This is a genomic window from Leptospira venezuelensis (genome assembly GCF_002150035.1).
Lineage (GTDB): Bacteria > Spirochaetota > Leptospiria > Leptospirales > Leptospiraceae > Leptospira_B > Leptospira_B venezuelensis.
Genome location: NZ_NETS01000010.1, coordinates 48,709 through 65,270 on the forward strand (window position 1 = coordinate 48,709; position 16,562 = coordinate 65,270).

Here is a 16,562-nt window from a genome sequence, read left to right on the forward strand (position 1 = left end):
GTCCGGGTTTTTTCAAAGGCAAAATTCCGATATGGCAGGCAAAATCACTCATCTCGAAGCTCTTTCCCAAGTCTGCAAACATCTGGATCACGGAACTGCAGAACAAAGAAAGATCGCAAAACTTTTAAGAGAAGAAGGTACCCGTAAGTTTGCCAATATAGGCGCGATCGCTCCCGACATTTTTTACTTTTATCATGTTCTTTCTCCTGTGCGGACCAAAAAAGCCCTGCCATGGGGAGATTTAAGCCATCACGAAAATGTTTTGGAACTGATTCTGAACTTTTTGGATGGAGTTCTCACAGTTGAGGAAGGGATTTATAGAGATCGTTTTTTAGCATTCACTTTAGGTTATATCATCCACTGCGCTGTGGACATCGTCACCCATCCCTATATATTTTTTATTTCCGGAGATTATTATAGTCCGGACAAACAGATCAGCTCCAAGGCGCAATACAATCATATGAGAGTAGAGTTCGCTTTGGATTCCTGGCTTTTAGATTTTAGATGGGGAATGACTCCTAAAGCGTATGATTTTGTTCAGCACGTGGACTTAATCTTCAAAGGTAAAGATGGGAAGAAAAAGATGGACCCAATGCTTTGGAACTTTTGGCTAAAAGGTTTAAAGGCAACCTTCCCAAAAGAATTTAAAGAAAAGTATATAGGTTCCGAAGAAAAGATCATTCCTGGAGATATTCTGAACGAATCTTTCTTAGGTTATTTGTATTTTCATAGATACTTGGATTCCAGAAGTAAGATCATAAGAGCAGCACTTAGCTTTTTAGATAAGATCACTTTGCATAAAGTTAATTCTTCTGTTCTAATGCTTCCGTTAAAGGAGCATATAGATAAAAGAATCATGAACGAAGAAAAAAGAGAATGGTCTTATCCAGCAGATCCGAACTTGATCCGAAATGATTCTTTCGTAGAATTGATCAACAAAGCTTGTGACGCTGCAAAAGACGCGGTTACAAATGCTTGGGGTTATGTTCACGACAAAACTTCTCGTTCTTCTATGATCAAAGAATACCAAGGATATAATTTGGATACAGGACTTAGGTTCCATGGCATTGATAAGATGCGCCAATTTTCGCCTTTATAATAATTAGAAATAAAACCAAATGAAACACGAACCCGTAGATTTTTTCACAAGATATTTTGTAGTACTTTTTAGAGACAGGATCCAATCTCGTTTGGATTCTTCCGATCCTGTTCGAAAACTTTTGTATCTTGTTTTAGGACTGATCTTCTTAAACGGATTTTTATTTGTATTCTCTATCAAAGATATTTGGCAGGTCCCTAAGGCCGATCGTTACGAAAAACCTTCTCTACTTTTCGGTCTTAATACAGAAGGAAAATACGAACCGATCGCTGAGTTTTATAGATTTTCCAGGGTAGTAATCACCGACGAAGATCTTCCTGGAGGCTGGGAAGAAAATAAGGTCATCCGTTGTTTCGTTTCCACAGAAGATAATAATTTTAGATCCCATAAAGGATTAGATCTTCGAGGAATTTTCAGAGCAACCATGGTCAACCTTCTTGCAGGAAGAGTAAAAGAAGGCGCATCCACAATCACTCAACAGGTTGCCAGATTAAAATTCTTAAACACAGAAAGGTCCTTTTTGCGTAAAGCAAGAGAAGCATGGCTCGCACTTCTTCTTGAATTAGTATTCGATAAGAAAACCTTAATAGGAATCTACCTAAACGAAATCCCTCTCGGCCACGGGACCATAGGTGTAGGCGCTGCAGCAAAATTCTATTTTAGAAAAGATATTAAGGACTTAAGCTGGGGAGAAGCAGCACTTCTCGCCAGTTTGACCACCAGACCTAAGGAATTTTCTCCTTTAGTAAATCCAAACACATCCGCCTCTAAAGTAAGGGTAGTTTTCAAAAAGCTGGTGGAAAACGGGATCTTAGATGTGGAAACCGCTGAGAGAGAATTCGAAGCATTCTCCGAATATTATATAACCTTAAATCGTTCTCCGAATGATTCTGCATTCTCAGATCGTCTCAACAAATTCCCTTACTTTACGGAATATGTACGTAAAAACCTCGCTCGTTATATACCTTCTCAACAGATCTATGAGGGCGGTCTAAAGATCTATACCACCCTGAACATCCAGCACCAGACCCAAGCCGAAAAAGCATTGGCCGCTGGTTTGAAACAACAAACCCAATTATCTAACCAAAGAGCATTTACTAAGATTGATTCCTTCGAAGATTCTTACGGTTCTACCTATAAACTTTTAGCAGAACTCCATGATCTCCCTGAATTCAAATTTAAGATCTCTCGTTCTTACAGAACATTCAACAGGGCTTGGCAGGAAGAATTCAGAGACGATTTAGCCTTCTTAAATTTGATCTCAGGCACGGAGATGTTGGGAGAAGCAATCGATTGGAATTATAGAACCCAAGCCACTGAAGACCATTTACTACCAGTAGAAGGTGCCTTAATTTCCATTCGTCCGGATACGGGCCATATCACCGCAATGGTGGGAGGTTCCGGATTTAGATCCGACAACCAACAGATTCGCGCATTCCAAGCATATAGACAACCTGGCTCCGCATTCAAACCGTTAGTATATGCTTCCGCGATGGAATATTATCATGAACATCCAGATGATAAAAAGAATGTTACCGCTGCTTCTCTATTTGATGATTCTCCACTGCAGTATGTTCTGGAAGATGGAGATGAATGGAACCCAAGCAATTATTCAGGAGAATATTCCGGATTCATTCGTTTAAGAGAAGCTCTCGAACTTTCCAGAAATAGTGTTGCAGTACGACTGCTTGAGCATACAGGTCTGAATAATCTTCTACCAAGACTCGAAAAACTTTTACAAGTAGAGAATAGAAATCTGCCTAGAGACTTTTCAATAGCATTAGGAAGTTTTGAAGTTTCTCCTTACGAACTCGCAAGATCTTACGCAGTGTTTGCTTCTGGAGGAAAACAAGTTTTCCCACTCAGCGTTTTATATGTAGAAGATGAACAAGGAAATCTGATTAAAGATTTTAGAAAAGAATTCGAATCTAAGGAAAGAAAAAGATTACTCTCTCCTGAAACGAGTTATGTTATCACTTCCATGATGGAAGACGTGATCAAAAAAGGAACGGGGACAGGAGCCAGATCTTACGGACTCACTCGTCCCGCTGCAGGAAAAACAGGAACCACAAATAATTTTAGAGATGCATGGTTCGCAGGTTACACTCCTGAACTTGTAGCAGTCGTTTGGGTTGGATATGATACGGGAACACTTTCGCTAGGACGAGGAATGTCAGGCGCAGTTGTAGCTGCTCCCATCTGGGGAAGATTTATGGCAAACGCACTCGTTAAAGAAAAATCCAAATCATTTGATTTTGGAGACGCAAAAATTGTGCGCAGGACCATTTGTTCCATCTCCGGAAAACTTCCTGGTAACCATTGTTACCAAACAGAAGAAGAAGTTTTTGATAAAGATACAGTTCCTAAAGAAGTCTGCGACGACCATAGAGGAATGACAGAACCAGATCCGACTCCTACCCATACCACGGACCCAGGAACGACGAAAAAGAAAAAACCGAACCTCTTCGAGGGTGACGAGGATGTAATTCGGTAGATTGTAAATGCAGTGTTCGCGATGTTAAGGCTGCGGCGAAGACGCAATTCGATAATATTGAAACCCCTAATTTCTCTCTGCGGCTTCGCGGCTCTGCGTGCCAATTTTTATAATTTTAATCTCACGCAGAGGCGCAAAGACGCGGAGGATTTTATGATGTAGGAATTCCTACATCCAAAATCTACACTCTATGCCTCCTTGACTCTGTGTGCCGAAAAACTTAAGAGGCTCTTCTACACTTCGCGGCTCTGCGTGAGACTTAAATTTATTTTCTTACAACCAAGTCGGTCCGGGGTCCGAAGAAATAAGATTCCCGGAGAGGGGGGAGCGGAAGACGCGAAGCGGCTGAAGCGAGGGGGACCCCTCCCCCTTATATCTTCTCTTATCCACCTTTTACAAAAAGAGTTGTCGATTTCGGAACCGCCCACCAAATAGATGAATCAGCAGTCAGGAGTAACAGATGGCCATCGGTAAGGATAATAATAACAGCGTAATCGGCCCAGGTTCCATATTTGAGGGCAAATTCTATATCGCTGGTTCCCTACGTATCGACGGAAAATTCGAAGGGGAAATTAAAACCGACGACGCATTATTTATTGGAGAAACTGGTAAGGTCCGCACGAACATTTCCGCAAGAGAAGTGATTGTAGCTGGAACCTTGATCGGAAACATTAAAGCGGAATCAGAAGTCCGCTTGGAAGAAACTGGACGTCTCTTAGGGGATATTATCGCTCCCGCTCTTTCCCTGGCAAAAGGTGTGGTAGCTAAAGGAAATATCACCGTAACTGGAGGCCAAAAGAAAGACGTTAAAAAGATCGTAGAAGAATCTTTTGGCGGCACAAGGACCCTGGACAACGGAAAGGAAGAATAACTCTTAAGAACCGAGTTCTTTTTCCCACCTCCTAGATTTGTTCGAATCAAAAACTCGGGTGGTTCTCCGCCCGATCGACCGATATTCAAAGTATGATCTTCAAGAAGCCCAGGCAATTGACCGCAGGAAAGGAAATCCTCCGGACAGATAATTTCACCCTGATCTACCTGGGCGCTTTCCATTTTCATTATTCCTTTTATTTCAGAGGAAACCTTTATCACGGAAATCTGGATTTCAGAAGACGTAAATTCCGCGTTATTCCTCTTGTAGCCTCAGTCATTTTTATGGTCCTATTTTTAGGAATTTGGATGAGTCCTTCTAATGCTTCAATGGAATCTGCTTCTACAGAAGTAACAGAGAATGATTCAGAAGACTTAAAGGCTAAAAAAGGTGACGAGAAGTTCTTAGAAGAATCTGAAAAAGCAAAACTCACCATCTTGATGGCGAATGAGATCAAAAGTGCTTCTGATAAAAAGAAACAACTTAAAGTAGTTACCTATAAAGTAAAAAGAAACGAAACACTTTCGGAGATTGCAACCCGTTATAAAGTTTCCATGGAATCTATTGCGGGTTCTTCCAGTATCAATTTAGAAGATACATTATATCCAGGACAGATATTACAGATCCCGAATAAACAAGGTCTATTATATAAATTCAAGGCGGGAGATACAGTCGCCAAAGTAGCTTCTCTCTATAAAGTAAACTTGGATGAAATTTTAGAAGAGAATAAACTGGATGATCTGGACATTCTTCGTCCGGGCCAAAAAGTTTTCCTTCCTGGTGCTGTGATTCCAGACCCAGCTCCTAAATGGGTTGTCCCCGTTACTTCTCATGTGGTCACTTCTAATTATGGCTGGAGAACTTTTCCCCAACATAAATTCCACGAGGCGCTGGATTTAAAAGCAAACTACGAAGCAGTGATGGCGGCTCGTAACGGTAAGGTTGTATTCGCAGGATGGATGGGTGGTTACGGAAACGCGATCGTAATCGAACATAACGACGATTTCAAAACACTATACGCTCATAATTCCAGATTAAATGTGAAACGAGGGGACTATGTGGTCGCGGGTAAAAAGATCTCAACCTCAGGATGTACTGGATATTGTTTCGGTCCTCACTTACATTTCGAAGTAATCCATAAGGGAAAATCGGTTAACCCTGGAAAATATCTAAAGGGCCTCAGTTATAAAAGAGGCTCTAAACCGAACCATTAAAATTTTATGATGTTTCGATCTTTCTTTCTTCTACTGAATTTTGTTCTATATTTAGGTTGTGGACCTTCTATTTCAGAATATTTGAATAAAAGAACTAATTCCCAATATTCTTCAACGCAGGGAATTGAGGTATTTTTTAATACTTCTAGAGCATTCAATCCTGGAACACAAGTCGCATGTTCTAATTCTTATTTTCTGAATTTCGGGAATATGGAAACTCAATCAGGTTCCTGTTTAATAAATGTTCCGGCGGATAGAGAAATTGGCTCCCTACCCTTCGGCCTAGGAAATAAAGAGAGATCATTTCAATTCTTAGAGCATAGAGTTTCGATCCAAGGTAAAACCAAAGAAGATCAAGAGAAACTCTGGTGGAAAAAAATCGAAGAAGATCCGTTCGAAGAAGTAATCGTATTCGTTCATGGATTTAATGTAAACTTCGAAGAAGCTGTTTTAAGAGCTGCTCAACTCAAATATGATCTGAAATTTCCTGGCAAGGTAGCTCTATATACTTGGCCAGCAGGAGGAGATGGTTCTATGCTTGGGACCTTCTTCCTGAAAAACACTTATGAAAAAAATTTAATGTCTGCGAGAAGCAGCAGAGATTCTTTCAAAAACTTCCTGAAAAGAATGATCTCTACCAATAAAAAGATCCATCTATTAGTTCACTCAATGGGACATCAAGTCGTCCTAAATTCAGTTTCTGAACTTTCTAAAGAATTGGGAAATAGACCTTTTCTAAAGGAATTGGTATTGAATGCACCCGATTACGATACAGGTGAGTTTATACTCATCTTGGACAGTTTATTAAAATCTTCGGAAAGGATCACATTATACTGTTCTCCGGGAGACTCTGCATTATTCGCATCCGCCCAAATCCACCAGACAGGAAGACTCGGTGCATGCTCCAAATTTCCTGGTGTGGATGTGGTCAATGTGAACCCAATAGACGCCTCTTTATTGTCATTAGGTCACGGATATTATTCTTCTCGCCCGATCCTAACCGATCTCTACCAACTGTTTTTGGGTTTAGGAGCGGAGAAGAGACTATTCATCCGTAAGTCCTATGGAAACGAAAACTATATTCTCCGAAATTAAATCCTTCTAAACCCAGAATCGATCCACCCTGCCTCTGGGACGGACAACCTCACCACAATGCACGTTAGACGATATATCAAAAAATTTCAGATTTTAGTCCGAAAGGATTAGGGAAATTTTTATATACGAATGGTTGTTTCAAAAAAGATTACAAGGCATTACCATTACTCACAAAAATCTCACTTATATTCGATTTTACTTGCAAAGATCTCTATTATTTTTTGCCCCATATTTCCGTTGATATTTTCACTTATCATTTTTCATTTATATGGTTGAAACAATCGGTTTTATTCGTAGATTAGAAGTATGCTCACAAAACCTAAGATCCTAGTTGTAGAAGATGAGATCATAGTCGCAGTTAACTTGGGTCAGAAACTTAAAAAATTAGGTTACGATCTTGTGGGCATCACATCCTCCGGTGAGGAAGCCATCCAAAAGGCAGAGGAAAATCATCCTGACCTGGTCCTAATGGATATTAATATAGAAGGGAATCTGGACGGGATCCAAACTGCGGAACTCCTACGAAACCGATTCCAAACCCCTGTTATTTATCTTACAGCATACGCGGACGAAAACACCCTCAATAGAGCCAAAAGAACCCAGCCTTTAGGTTATATAGTTAAACCTTTCGAATCTGACCAACTCCGCTCTTCGATCGAAGTAGCTTTGTATAAAAATGAGTTAGAACATAGAAACCGCAAAAACGAAGAGTCTTTAAAATCTACTTTAAACCAAATGGAATCGGGGATCATCACCACTGATGAAAACGGCTTAGTATTATTCTGTAATCCGGTAGCAGAAAAGATCGCTGGATTAAGTTATGCTGAATCCATAGGACTTTCCTTAACAAAGATTTTAAGATTAGAAGACTCAAATTTTTCCTCTTATACTCTCCCTCTTTCAGATGTATTAATTTCTCACCAAACGATTGAGAAAAATGGAATATTCGCAATTGATGCGATCGGAACTAAAACTGCGGTATCCGTTCAGATCTCTCCTATCTTAAACACAGAAGGAAAATCCAGCGGCAGTATTACTGTTCTCCGTTTGGGAGAATCAGACAATACAAACCAATCCTATCTGAAAGAGATCCATCATAGGATCAAAAACAATCTTACTGTTATTTCCTCTTTGCTAAGTATGAATGCTTCTAACCTGAAGGACCAAGAAACCTTGGATATTTTCAAGGACAGTCAGCATAGAATACAAGCAGTAGCACTTCTGCACGAAGTGCTTTATGAAAACCATGATCTATCTTCTATCAGTTTCGATCTATACGTGCGAAAACTTACCGATCTTTTATTCGAAGTATATAAAGTGGATCGTTCTAAGTTCAAACTAGTGTTGGATATTCAAACTCCCAAGATCCCAAGCGAGATGGGAATGAACTGTGCATTAATCATAAACGAACTTCTAACTAATTCATTCAAACATGGGTTCAAAGGTAGAGAGAACGGTTCTATATTGATCCGTTTTAGTTTGAATGACGAACAATATTTCTTGGAAGTCAAAGATGACGGTATTGGATTATCTGATGATACAATAACCCAAACACGCAATTCAGGCTCTTTGGGACTTTCCTTGGTAGATTCTTTCGTAAAACTTCTAAGAGGAAAACTAAGCTTAGAAAACGAAAACGGCTGCAAGGTCACCTTAAGCTTCCCGGCAAAACACGAGACCTAAAAAACGTTTTACTCGTCGGCTGAATCGGATAACTCTGATCCCGATGAAGACAAACTTTGAATTCTTTGAAATCGTCGAGAGAGAAGACGGAGTAGCCATCGTCTTCCTAAACCGTCCCGACAAAAGAAATGCGATGAACTGGAGTTTCTGGAGAGATCTTCCAGATGCAGTACACGAAATTAACTCCAATCAAAAAATCAGATCCTTCGTAGTCGCTGCAAGAGGCAAATCATTCTCCACAGGTTTGGACCTGGACTCATTCTTCCAAGAATTTGGATCAGTAGTACAAGGCACATACGGTGACGATCGTAAAAAATTCTACGAACTCATCCTAAGAATGCAGAAAGGTATCAACGCAGTTTACGATTCTCCTAAACCTTCTATCGCCGCAGTCCAAAAACATTGTATTGGTGGTGGACTGGATCTGATCTCCGCTTGCGATATTCGTTATGCGACGTACGACGCAAGTATTTCCTTAAGAGAAGCAAAGGTAGCAATTGTTGCGGATATGGGCTCTATCAATAGGCTTCCTTCTATCATTGGCCAAGGAAACACAAGAGAACTCGCCTATACAGGTAAGGACATCGACGGAGAAGAAGCTCTTAGAATGGGGCTTGTTTCCAAATTGTTCAAAGACCAAGACCAACTTTTGGAAGGTGCAATCGCAACAGCGTCCGAAATCGCTGCAAATCCAAGGATAGTGGTAGAAGGTACTAAAGAAGTAATGAACTACTCCGAAGGAAAACCTCTGGCAGTTGGTTTGAACTATGTCGCAGTTTGGAATTCCAGCTTTATGGATTCGAGAGATTTTAGAGAAGCGATGAAAGCCTTTAAAGATAGAAAAAGGCCGGAATATAATAAGAACTAACCGAACGATTGTGGATGTCGGAACTCCTACAAACGAGATAATTTCATTTTGTGGAATTCCTACATCCTAATTAAACGTACAGATCCAAAAGTCTGGATCTACCCTCAGAAGCCTGGGCTTGCACTTGAGCCTCTACGTTTAGCTTCAAAAGTTTAGAATTCATATCTGACTGAGCTTGGAATATTTCTCTAGGCAGATTGGCGATTCTTTCGATCATGAGAGATTGGCTGGTTTGGCTACCGATTTCCATTTTCTTTACCTCGCTGGATTGGGGATTTTTTCTTTCCTTTGCCCCCGTTTCAATCATCGGTTGATCTGTGGAAAACTTGATTATTTTAGGAATTTTTTTAGCCTGTCCCAGTCGTGGGTTTTCGGGAACTGATCATAAGCGCCATCCATAGGGAAAGGCAGAGAGAATTTACTAAGGCGTTCAACCTATACAAGGAATCCCTGAATTTTACCCAAAATCCCAAAACCGTCGTGAAGGTGAAAAATCGCCAAGCTTGGTGCCAATACTATATTGGGAATACCAGAGAAACTCTGAATCTTTTCCAGGAATTGCAGGATCGTTTTTCCACACATCCGGAAAGCAGACTGTATTATGCGAATTACCTCATCAAGGTTCACAATTTTAAATCTGCTAAAAAGATACTTACATCGGCCATTGAACTATTTCCGGACCAATTGGAATTATACCTAACTCTTGCAAGCTTATTAAAAGATACTGATAGATCGAATGAAGCAATCCAAGTATTAAAACAGGCTTTATCTCAGGAAAAACTTTCTAGGGGAAGAGGGATCAAACGAAAAGATATTTGGTCCGAGCTTGGATATTTGTATTATCAAAGGGGTGATTATAACTCAGCATTGGCTTCTTTAAAAACTGCCATGAGAATGGATGAAGAAGAGACTTTCCTGCATTATGATATGATCGCTCAGTGTTATCTAAAAGTTTCAGATCATAAGAACGCGCTTAAATTTATAGATTTATACATCAAATATTTTGGAGAATCGGACGCTGATATACTCGTTGTGAAAGCAAGAGCCCACGCCCAATTACAAGAAAGCCACTTAGCCTGCGCATCTCTACTACAGGCTTATTCTATGGAAAATGGTCTTAAACTTTCCGCAGAGGATATGGTGGATTTCGGTCCACTTTTGCAGACCGGTTTTTTTGATACATTAGAGAATGTTGAAATAGACGAGGCCTGATCACTTCCCAGCTAATTTTTTCTTAGCAAGATTTTGGATCTTCAGGAAGTCCTCCAACTTAAGATTGTTCTTTTCTCCAACCGGTGAATTATTCACTTCACTATGGTTATGAGAATAAGGAATTCCAATCTTCAATAAATCATCCTTATCGATCACAATTGTTTTTGTTCCTTTTGTAACTGTAAGATAATCAGACGTAGGGATCATTTTAGAATGGTCCGAAGAATTTTCTAACTCCACTTTACCTTGGCAATGGCAGATAAGCGTCATATCATCTATTACAGTAGTATAAAATTTAGTTCCTCTTACTCCCGCAGTAGTTGTTGGAGTTCCTAAACTTAATCCTTCCCCTTTTACAAGTTTATTAGAGAGAAGCCAAGATCTTCCTTTTTCTTGGAAAAATTTTTTGTCCGATTTGATGTCGTCAAAGCGAAATTTTGAATCTGATTGAATCTCCAACAAAGAAGCATTTTCTCCAAATGCAATCATTGCGGTGGAACCTTCGTCCGTAACCAATACGTCTCCGTTTTGGATTTCTTTGTTCACTTCTGCCTTGGATTTTTCGGAACCTCTTTCAAGGGTCACATCCCCTACAACGAATGTAATCACTCCTTTACCTATATTCGTTTCCTTTTTACCGCAAGAAAACAAAACACATGTTAAACTTAGAAAAAATAGAGCTGATAAGATTTTCATAGCCGTCGATTTTGAAGGTTCCTTTAAAGGAAGTAAATCGATTTTTAGGAAAGAAGAAAGAGTTATAACTATTCTAAACGAAGAGGAAGCTGCATAAAAACCCTATGGGACTTATTTTTTCTTAGAAGTTTTCTTGGGAGCAGGGACTTTCCGTTTTGTCTTTTTATTAGTAGCTTTGGCAGTTTTATTATAATCCTGTGCAAGCCCCATCCAGTATCCAAACTCTTTCTCAGATCTTACTTCTTCTATATTTACGAATACAAAACCTTTCATCAGATTTCCATTATGGATCATCGGTCTTGCCTTTTTCTTTTCTAAAACGAATTCGTAATCTTTGGGATCTATTCTAAACATAAGTTCCTCGTCCCTGACGCAAACGCACATCTTTCCGTTTACCATGAACCAGAGGCCGCCGAACATTTTTTTCTCCTCAACCTCTTTCTGTTTAGTAAGAGTTTTTCGAACGCGTTCGGCTGTTTTTTCGTTAATTGCCATATACTTCCTAAGAAGATCTGAATATTCTGCTTTGATTCATCTAATAAAGAAAAAATTTATTAAACGTATAAAAAGAAGGTGTAATTTAGTCCTTGGATCAAAAAGTAAATTCTACTAAAACTATATAGCGACCGAACTTATTTGGAAATTTTTTTCATAGTACCAATGGTGGCATCACTTGCCAACCTTAGCTGTTTGATTGAGAATATAGGAAGAGATCATCCTTTCCATAGGCTCATGACTGTATTCTATCTAGCTGTAGGGATCCAAAATGGAGCAACTGCCGCTATGTGCCTCACTTCTTCTAACGAATTGGGGCTTGCTTGGTGGATTTTCCAATGCCATTCCTTTTTTAGTCTGGCACCTATACTTGCAGGCATGGCTGGTTTTTGTACGGGCAGAAGAATCTTAAATCCGCTTACAGTATTTGTACTAGTTGCTGCGATCCTCGCAGACTTTTTATGTTCTTCTATACCTCATTACTTTGTGGTTGGTTTTAATCATTTTTCTTTCGGTCATGGTCCTCAACTTTCTTTATTCGGAGGTATGATCGGAGCGGGCGTACATGTACTTGGAATGTGCGTTTGTATCTACTTCTTCTTAAAACCTGTAAAATGGAATGTATTCTTTGATAAAAAATTCTTCATTATAATTTTCTTACTTTGGTGGATGGCTTTATTCTCTAACTTTTTGCCTTTATATGGAATAGAATTGCCACCTCTTCATCCGGTCGCAGATGCAGCCCTTTCAGTAACATTATCAGTTTATCTAAATCGATACAACCAAGGAAGTCCTGGATTATTTAGGATCGCGGCAAACATCCTGATCTCCATTGCGGTTGGGATCTTAATCGGAATGTTATTCTGGCCAGTTTTCAAATCTTTACCATTTCGAGAAGTGTATATCACTGCAATTTCTGCCTTAACAGCTTGTAGTTTCTTGTCCTTCTTAGTCTTTCATTTATATAGGACTGCAAATGTAATTCCAAAAGCCGAATTCAATTTAGAAGAATATGGTCTATCTAAACAAGAGATCCGTATCTGCGAACTATTGAACGAAGGACATAGTAGATCTTTTATTCAACTTGTCCTAAATGTATCGAATGGAACTCTGAGAAATCATTTGAAAAATATTTATGCAAAAGTGCTCCCTGAATCGAAGTCCAGCTCCAAGGACCAACTCCAAAGATTGACTGTTATTTTAGCTAAAAGAAAGATAGATAAGAAGTAACCTTCGCTCACAGAATTAGAACGAAGGTTTCTTTTTTATGATTTAGTGCAACGAGCTCGGAAGGACATCATCTTCTTATTCGCTCCCGCTCCAAATTGATCTGCTATTTGACAATTTAGTACCTGAAGATCATAGATCGTAGGAGTGTTTTCCATTACGTAAGCAGGACAATCATTTACTATTCCGTATGTTTTTCCATCGCTATGATCCAAATCCATATGAGACCCAGTTGTGAGTGCTCCGGCTTCTAAAAATATTCCAAAGTTTTTAGACATATCCACTTCGTGAATATTTAAGATCGGAGTAATAGGTCCAGCATTTCGGCTGATGATGATACCAATACCGCCATCCGTACATTCTTCTTGATTTAGTAGATCGAAACTATCTGAGTTCAATACTAAAACAGCTGTGCCTAAATTAGGCTCTGCGAGCCCTTCAATTATAACACCAGAGTCTGATTGTAAAAGCGCGATAGACAATAAAGATTGATCATTCTTCTTTTCTTCTCCACAACTTATCAAAGCAAAAGTGAAAATAAGCAGAAGTGAAAAGTGAATCTTAAATATTTTAAACATATTTTCTCCATCAAATATAGGAGAAAGGATACACTTTTCAGAATGAATTGGTCAATTTCCCACTTGTAACGAATTTAGATCTGGACTGTTACATATGTAATGTTTCCGGATATTCATTCGAATGAGAATTTTATTACTCTGGGACATTCGCAAGCTGATTCACATCTTCTCCAGGAACCAAAATAAATTCACCGTCGGAACCTTTGAGTCTACTTTCCAGAAATGGTTTGTATTCTTCCGAATTATAGAAGTTTTGGACCGCTTCTTTGGACGGCCATTCGATGATTAAGAATAACTGAGGAAGTTTTCTTTCCCCTTCCATTCTCTCCATATTGGTAGTTCTGGAAAGATATCTTCCCCCGAATTTTTCCACCATTTTGGTTACATTACGAACGTATGCTGGGATCCAGCGAGCGCTGGTGATATTCAATTCTGCAACAGAGTAATACTTCATGACCTTCTCGATTCTTAGATTTAAAAATCTAAGCAAGTCTTTTAGAGATTACTTTGAGCTGTAAACTACTGAAAATCGCGTCATTCTTATCATCTCGAACGAATTTTTGAGGGTGATATTATAAGATCAGTCGAATCTTACTCGGTTTTGGTGCAAAATCCAACTCAAGACAAGCGGGATATAATCGATTCTCTCAGCAGGGTCGATAGAATAAATCCACTGAGGAAATAATGCAAAAAGAACATTTTGATGTGATCACCGTAGGAGCTGGTTTATCAGGAATAAGTGCTGGTTATCATCTGCAAAAACTTTGCCCGGGAAAAAAATACACAATCTTGGAAAGTAGAGCGGATATCGGCGGAACATGGAGTTTATTTCGTTATCCGGGAATTCGTTCAGATTCAGATATGTTCACCTTGGGTTATTCATTCCGGCCTTGGAAAGAAGCGAAGGCAATCGCAGACGGACCTTCTATCCTAAACTATGTGAGAGACACGGCATCTGAATTTGGAATTGATCGTAATATCAGATTCGAACATCGAGTAACATCAACCTTTTGGTCCAGTAAAGAAAATTTTTGGACTTTGAATGTAGAAGTGGGTCCTAAAAAAGAGAAGCGGACTTACACCGCTGATTTTCTGTATATCTGCAGTGGTTATTATAATTATGATAAAGGATTCACTCCGAATTTTCCTGGAGTAAAAAACTTTAAGGGCCAGATCATCCATCCTCAACATTGGCCGGAGAATTTAGATTATAAGGGCAAAAAGGTCGTAGTTATCGGAAGTGGTGCAACCGCAGTTACTCTAGTTCCATCCATGGCAGACGATGCTTCTCACGTTACTATGCTACAAAGATCACCGACCTATATCACAAGTCTTCCATCCAAGGACATCGTTGCAGATTTTTTAAGATTCATTCTGCCTGCAAAACTTGCTCATCATATCACTCGGATCAAAAACATTTTAATTCAAATTTGGTTTTACCAAGTCTGCAAAAGATTTCCTAACTTTGCAAAATGGTTGATCAGATTAAGATTAAAAGTTTCCCTCCCTAAAGGTTATGATATAGATACACATTTCAAACCGAATTACCAACCTTGGGACCAAAGAGTATGTTTGGTTCCTGACTCAGATCTTTTCAAATCAATCTCTAAAGGTAAAGCATCTATAGTCACAGATCATATCGAGACTTTCACATCCAATGGAATTAAATTAAAATCCGGAAAAGAATTGGAGGCAGATATCATAGTAACTGCAACAGGGTTGGAATTACTCGCGATCGGTGGGATCCAATTGAAAGTAGATGGCGAAGAAATAGATATTTCTAAACATTTTACTTTTAAAGGATTAATGCTAAGCGGAGTTCCTAATTTTGCATTCTGCGTGGGTTATACAAATGCTTCTTGGACATTGAGAGCCGATCTAACTTCTACCTATGTTGCAAGACTTCTGAACCATATGGAAGCAAAAGGTTACAAACAATGCGTGCCCATTTGTGATCCTGCAAAAATGGAAAAGGAACCAATCCTCGATCTAAACTCAGGATACATCAAAAGAGCAATAGACCAATTTCCTCAAAGGGGCGCAAATCGACCTTGGAGGTTCCATCAGAATTATCTAATGGATTTGTTCGATATAAATTTCGCGAACGTAAACGATTCAAATTTATCGTTCGGATAAACACAAAATAGGAAGAAGAACCAAATGAAAAGTTTCAAAAATAAAGTCGCCGCTATTACTGGGGCCGGATCAGGAATGGGAAGGGAGCTTGCCATTCAACTCGCAGAACAACATTGTAATCTTGCACTATCTGATATAAACGAAGCAGGTCTTGCGGAAACAGTCCAATTAGTAAAGAAGAAGAATCCGAATGTTTCGGTCACAAGCCAAAAATTAGATGTATCAGACCGATCTGCAGTTTTTGATTGGGCTTCAAAAGTTGCTAAAGATCACAATAAGGTAAATTTAATATTCAATAATGCAGGGATCGCTTTCGGCTCTACTATAGAAGGATTCGAATCAAAAGATTTTCAAAGAGTAATGGATATCAACTTCGGTGGAGTTGTTCACGGAACCCAAGCTTTCCTACCTTACTTAAAAGAAAGTGGAGAAGGTCATATCATCAATACCTCGAGTGTATTCGGGATCATCGCCGTTCCTGGAACCTCCGCATACAATGCTTCCAAATTTGCGGTCAGAGGATTCACAGAGACCTTAAGACAAGAATTAGATCTTACAAAAGCCAAAGTCTCAGCAACCAGCGTCCATCCAGGCGGTATCAAAACTGCAATTGCAAAAAGTTCTAAGACCAATGATAGCGTGAGAGCACTTGGCTTGGATCCAAATACTGCAGGAGAAAAAATGTCGGCTCAATTTATCACAACGGCAGAACGTGCTGCAAAAGTGATCCTCAAAGGAGTAAAAAAGAATTCCCGAAGAGTTCTTATCGGGCCGGATGCGGTATTTGTGGATCTGATGCAGAGATTACTCCCTACTTCTTACCAAGTAATAATCGGGAAACTCCTACTCAAACAAATGAGATAGATTCAATTTACGGAGAGCCAATCGATTGGC

Annotated in this window: 16 protein-coding genes; 11 read left to right on the forward strand and 5 right to left on the reverse strand. The window is 39.4% G+C overall.

Translation table 11 applies throughout. From position 1 onward, the window contains the following. Positions 1-31 precede the first annotated feature (31 nt). From B1C82_RS07340 to B1C82_RS07370, 7 genes are all read left to right on the forward strand, one after another. Positions 32-1,099, forward strand: a complete 1,068-nt coding sequence (locus tag B1C82_RS07340; protein ID WP_086446967.1) for a zinc dependent phospholipase C family protein — start codon at positions 32-34, stop codon at positions 1,097-1,099. 19 nt (positions 1,100-1,118) lie between these two features. Beyond that, complete coding sequence (locus B1C82_RS07345) at positions 1,119-3,593, forward strand: penicillin-binding protein 1A (RefSeq protein WP_086446968.1); 2,475 nt, start codon at positions 1,119-1,121, stop codon at positions 3,591-3,593. Positions 3,594-4,053: 460 nt separating this feature from the next. Beyond that, entirely contained in the window at positions 4,054-4,464 is a 411-nt protein-coding gene (locus B1C82_RS07350) for a bactofilin family protein (protein WP_086446969.1), read from the forward strand. Between the two features lie 92 nt (positions 4,465-4,556). Next, positions 4,557-5,678: a peptidoglycan DD-metalloendopeptidase family protein gene (locus B1C82_RS07355; protein ID WP_086446970.1), complete on the forward strand. Its 1,122-nt coding sequence runs from the start codon at positions 4,557-4,559 to the stop codon at positions 5,676-5,678. A 9-nt stretch (positions 5,679-5,687) separates the two neighbouring features. Beyond that, positions 5,688-6,773: an alpha/beta hydrolase gene (locus B1C82_RS07360; protein WP_086446971.1), complete on the forward strand. Its 1,086-nt coding sequence runs from the start codon at positions 5,688-5,690 to the stop codon at positions 6,771-6,773. A 306-nt stretch (positions 6,774-7,079) separates the two neighbouring features. Further along, a complete protein-coding gene (locus tag B1C82_RS07365; protein WP_086446972.1) occupies positions 7,080-8,456 on the forward strand; it encodes a histidine kinase dimerization/phosphoacceptor domain -containing protein in 1,377 nt (458 codons plus the stop codon). Between the two features lie 43 nt (positions 8,457-8,499). Continuing rightward, on the forward strand, positions 8,500-9,324 hold the full coding sequence (locus B1C82_RS07370; protein ID WP_086446973.1) for a crotonase/enoyl-CoA hydratase family protein: 825 nt from the start codon (positions 8,500-8,502) through the stop codon (positions 9,322-9,324). 70 nt (positions 9,325-9,394) lie between these two features. On the opposite strand, the gene B1C82_RS07375 is transcribed toward B1C82_RS07370, so the two are convergent. Further along, a complete protein-coding gene (locus tag B1C82_RS07375) occupies positions 9,395-9,574 on the reverse strand; it encodes a hypothetical protein (RefSeq protein WP_024864064.1) in 180 nt (59 codons plus the stop codon). Positions 9,575-9,687: 113 nt separating this feature from the next. Between B1C82_RS07375 and B1C82_RS07380 the strand changes: the two genes are divergently transcribed. Further along, positions 9,688-10,536 (forward strand): tetratricopeptide repeat protein, encoded by an 849-nt coding sequence (locus B1C82_RS07380; protein ID WP_086446975.1) that lies wholly within the window; start codon positions 9,688-9,690, stop codon positions 10,534-10,536. Here the strand turns inward: B1C82_RS07380 and B1C82_RS07385 are convergent, their stop codons facing one another. Both B1C82_RS07385 and B1C82_RS07390 read right to left on the reverse strand, forming a co-directional pair. Then, positions 10,537-11,232 (reverse strand): FecR family protein, encoded by a 696-nt coding sequence (locus B1C82_RS07385; protein WP_086446976.1) that lies wholly within the window; start codon positions 11,230-11,232, stop codon positions 10,537-10,539. A 111-nt stretch (positions 11,233-11,343) separates the two neighbouring features. Then, complete coding sequence (locus tag B1C82_RS07390; RefSeq protein WP_086446977.1) at positions 11,344-11,727, reverse strand: TfoX/Sxy family protein; 384 nt, start codon at positions 11,725-11,727, stop codon at positions 11,344-11,346. Between the two features lie 141 nt (positions 11,728-11,868). Here B1C82_RS07390 and B1C82_RS07395 point away from each other — a divergent pair, with 141 nt between their 5' ends. Then, positions 11,869-12,957, forward strand: coding sequence for a helix-turn-helix transcriptional regulator (locus B1C82_RS07395; protein ID WP_086446978.1), 1,089 nt, complete (start codon positions 11,869-11,871; stop codon positions 12,955-12,957). Positions 12,958-12,992: 35 nt separating this feature from the next. Here B1C82_RS07395 and B1C82_RS07400 read toward each other — a convergent pair whose 3' ends face one another. Both B1C82_RS07400 and B1C82_RS07405 read right to left on the reverse strand, forming a co-directional pair. Further along, positions 12,993-13,532: a hypothetical protein gene (locus B1C82_RS07400; protein WP_086446979.1), complete on the reverse strand. Its 540-nt coding sequence runs from the start codon at positions 13,530-13,532 to the stop codon at positions 12,993-12,995. A gap of 133 nt (positions 13,533-13,665) precedes the next feature. Beyond that, positions 13,666-13,986 carry a DUF1330 domain-containing protein gene (locus B1C82_RS07405; protein WP_086446980.1) on the reverse strand — a complete coding sequence of 107 codons (321 nt, stop codon included), beginning with the start codon at positions 13,984-13,986 and terminating at the stop codon, positions 13,666-13,668. A 230-nt stretch (positions 13,987-14,216) separates the two neighbouring features. Between B1C82_RS07405 and B1C82_RS07410 the strand changes: the two genes are divergently transcribed. Together B1C82_RS07410 and B1C82_RS07415 are read left to right on the forward strand one after the other, a co-directional pair. Beyond that, positions 14,217-15,668 (forward strand): flavin-containing monooxygenase, encoded by a 1,452-nt coding sequence (locus tag B1C82_RS07410; protein ID WP_086446981.1) that lies wholly within the window; start codon positions 14,217-14,219, stop codon positions 15,666-15,668. 24 nt (positions 15,669-15,692) lie between these two features. Continuing rightward, on the forward strand, positions 15,693-16,532 hold the full coding sequence (locus B1C82_RS07415) for an SDR family NAD(P)-dependent oxidoreductase (RefSeq protein ID WP_086446982.1): 840 nt from the start codon (positions 15,693-15,695) through the stop codon (positions 16,530-16,532). Positions 16,533-16,562: the final 30 nt, after the last annotated feature.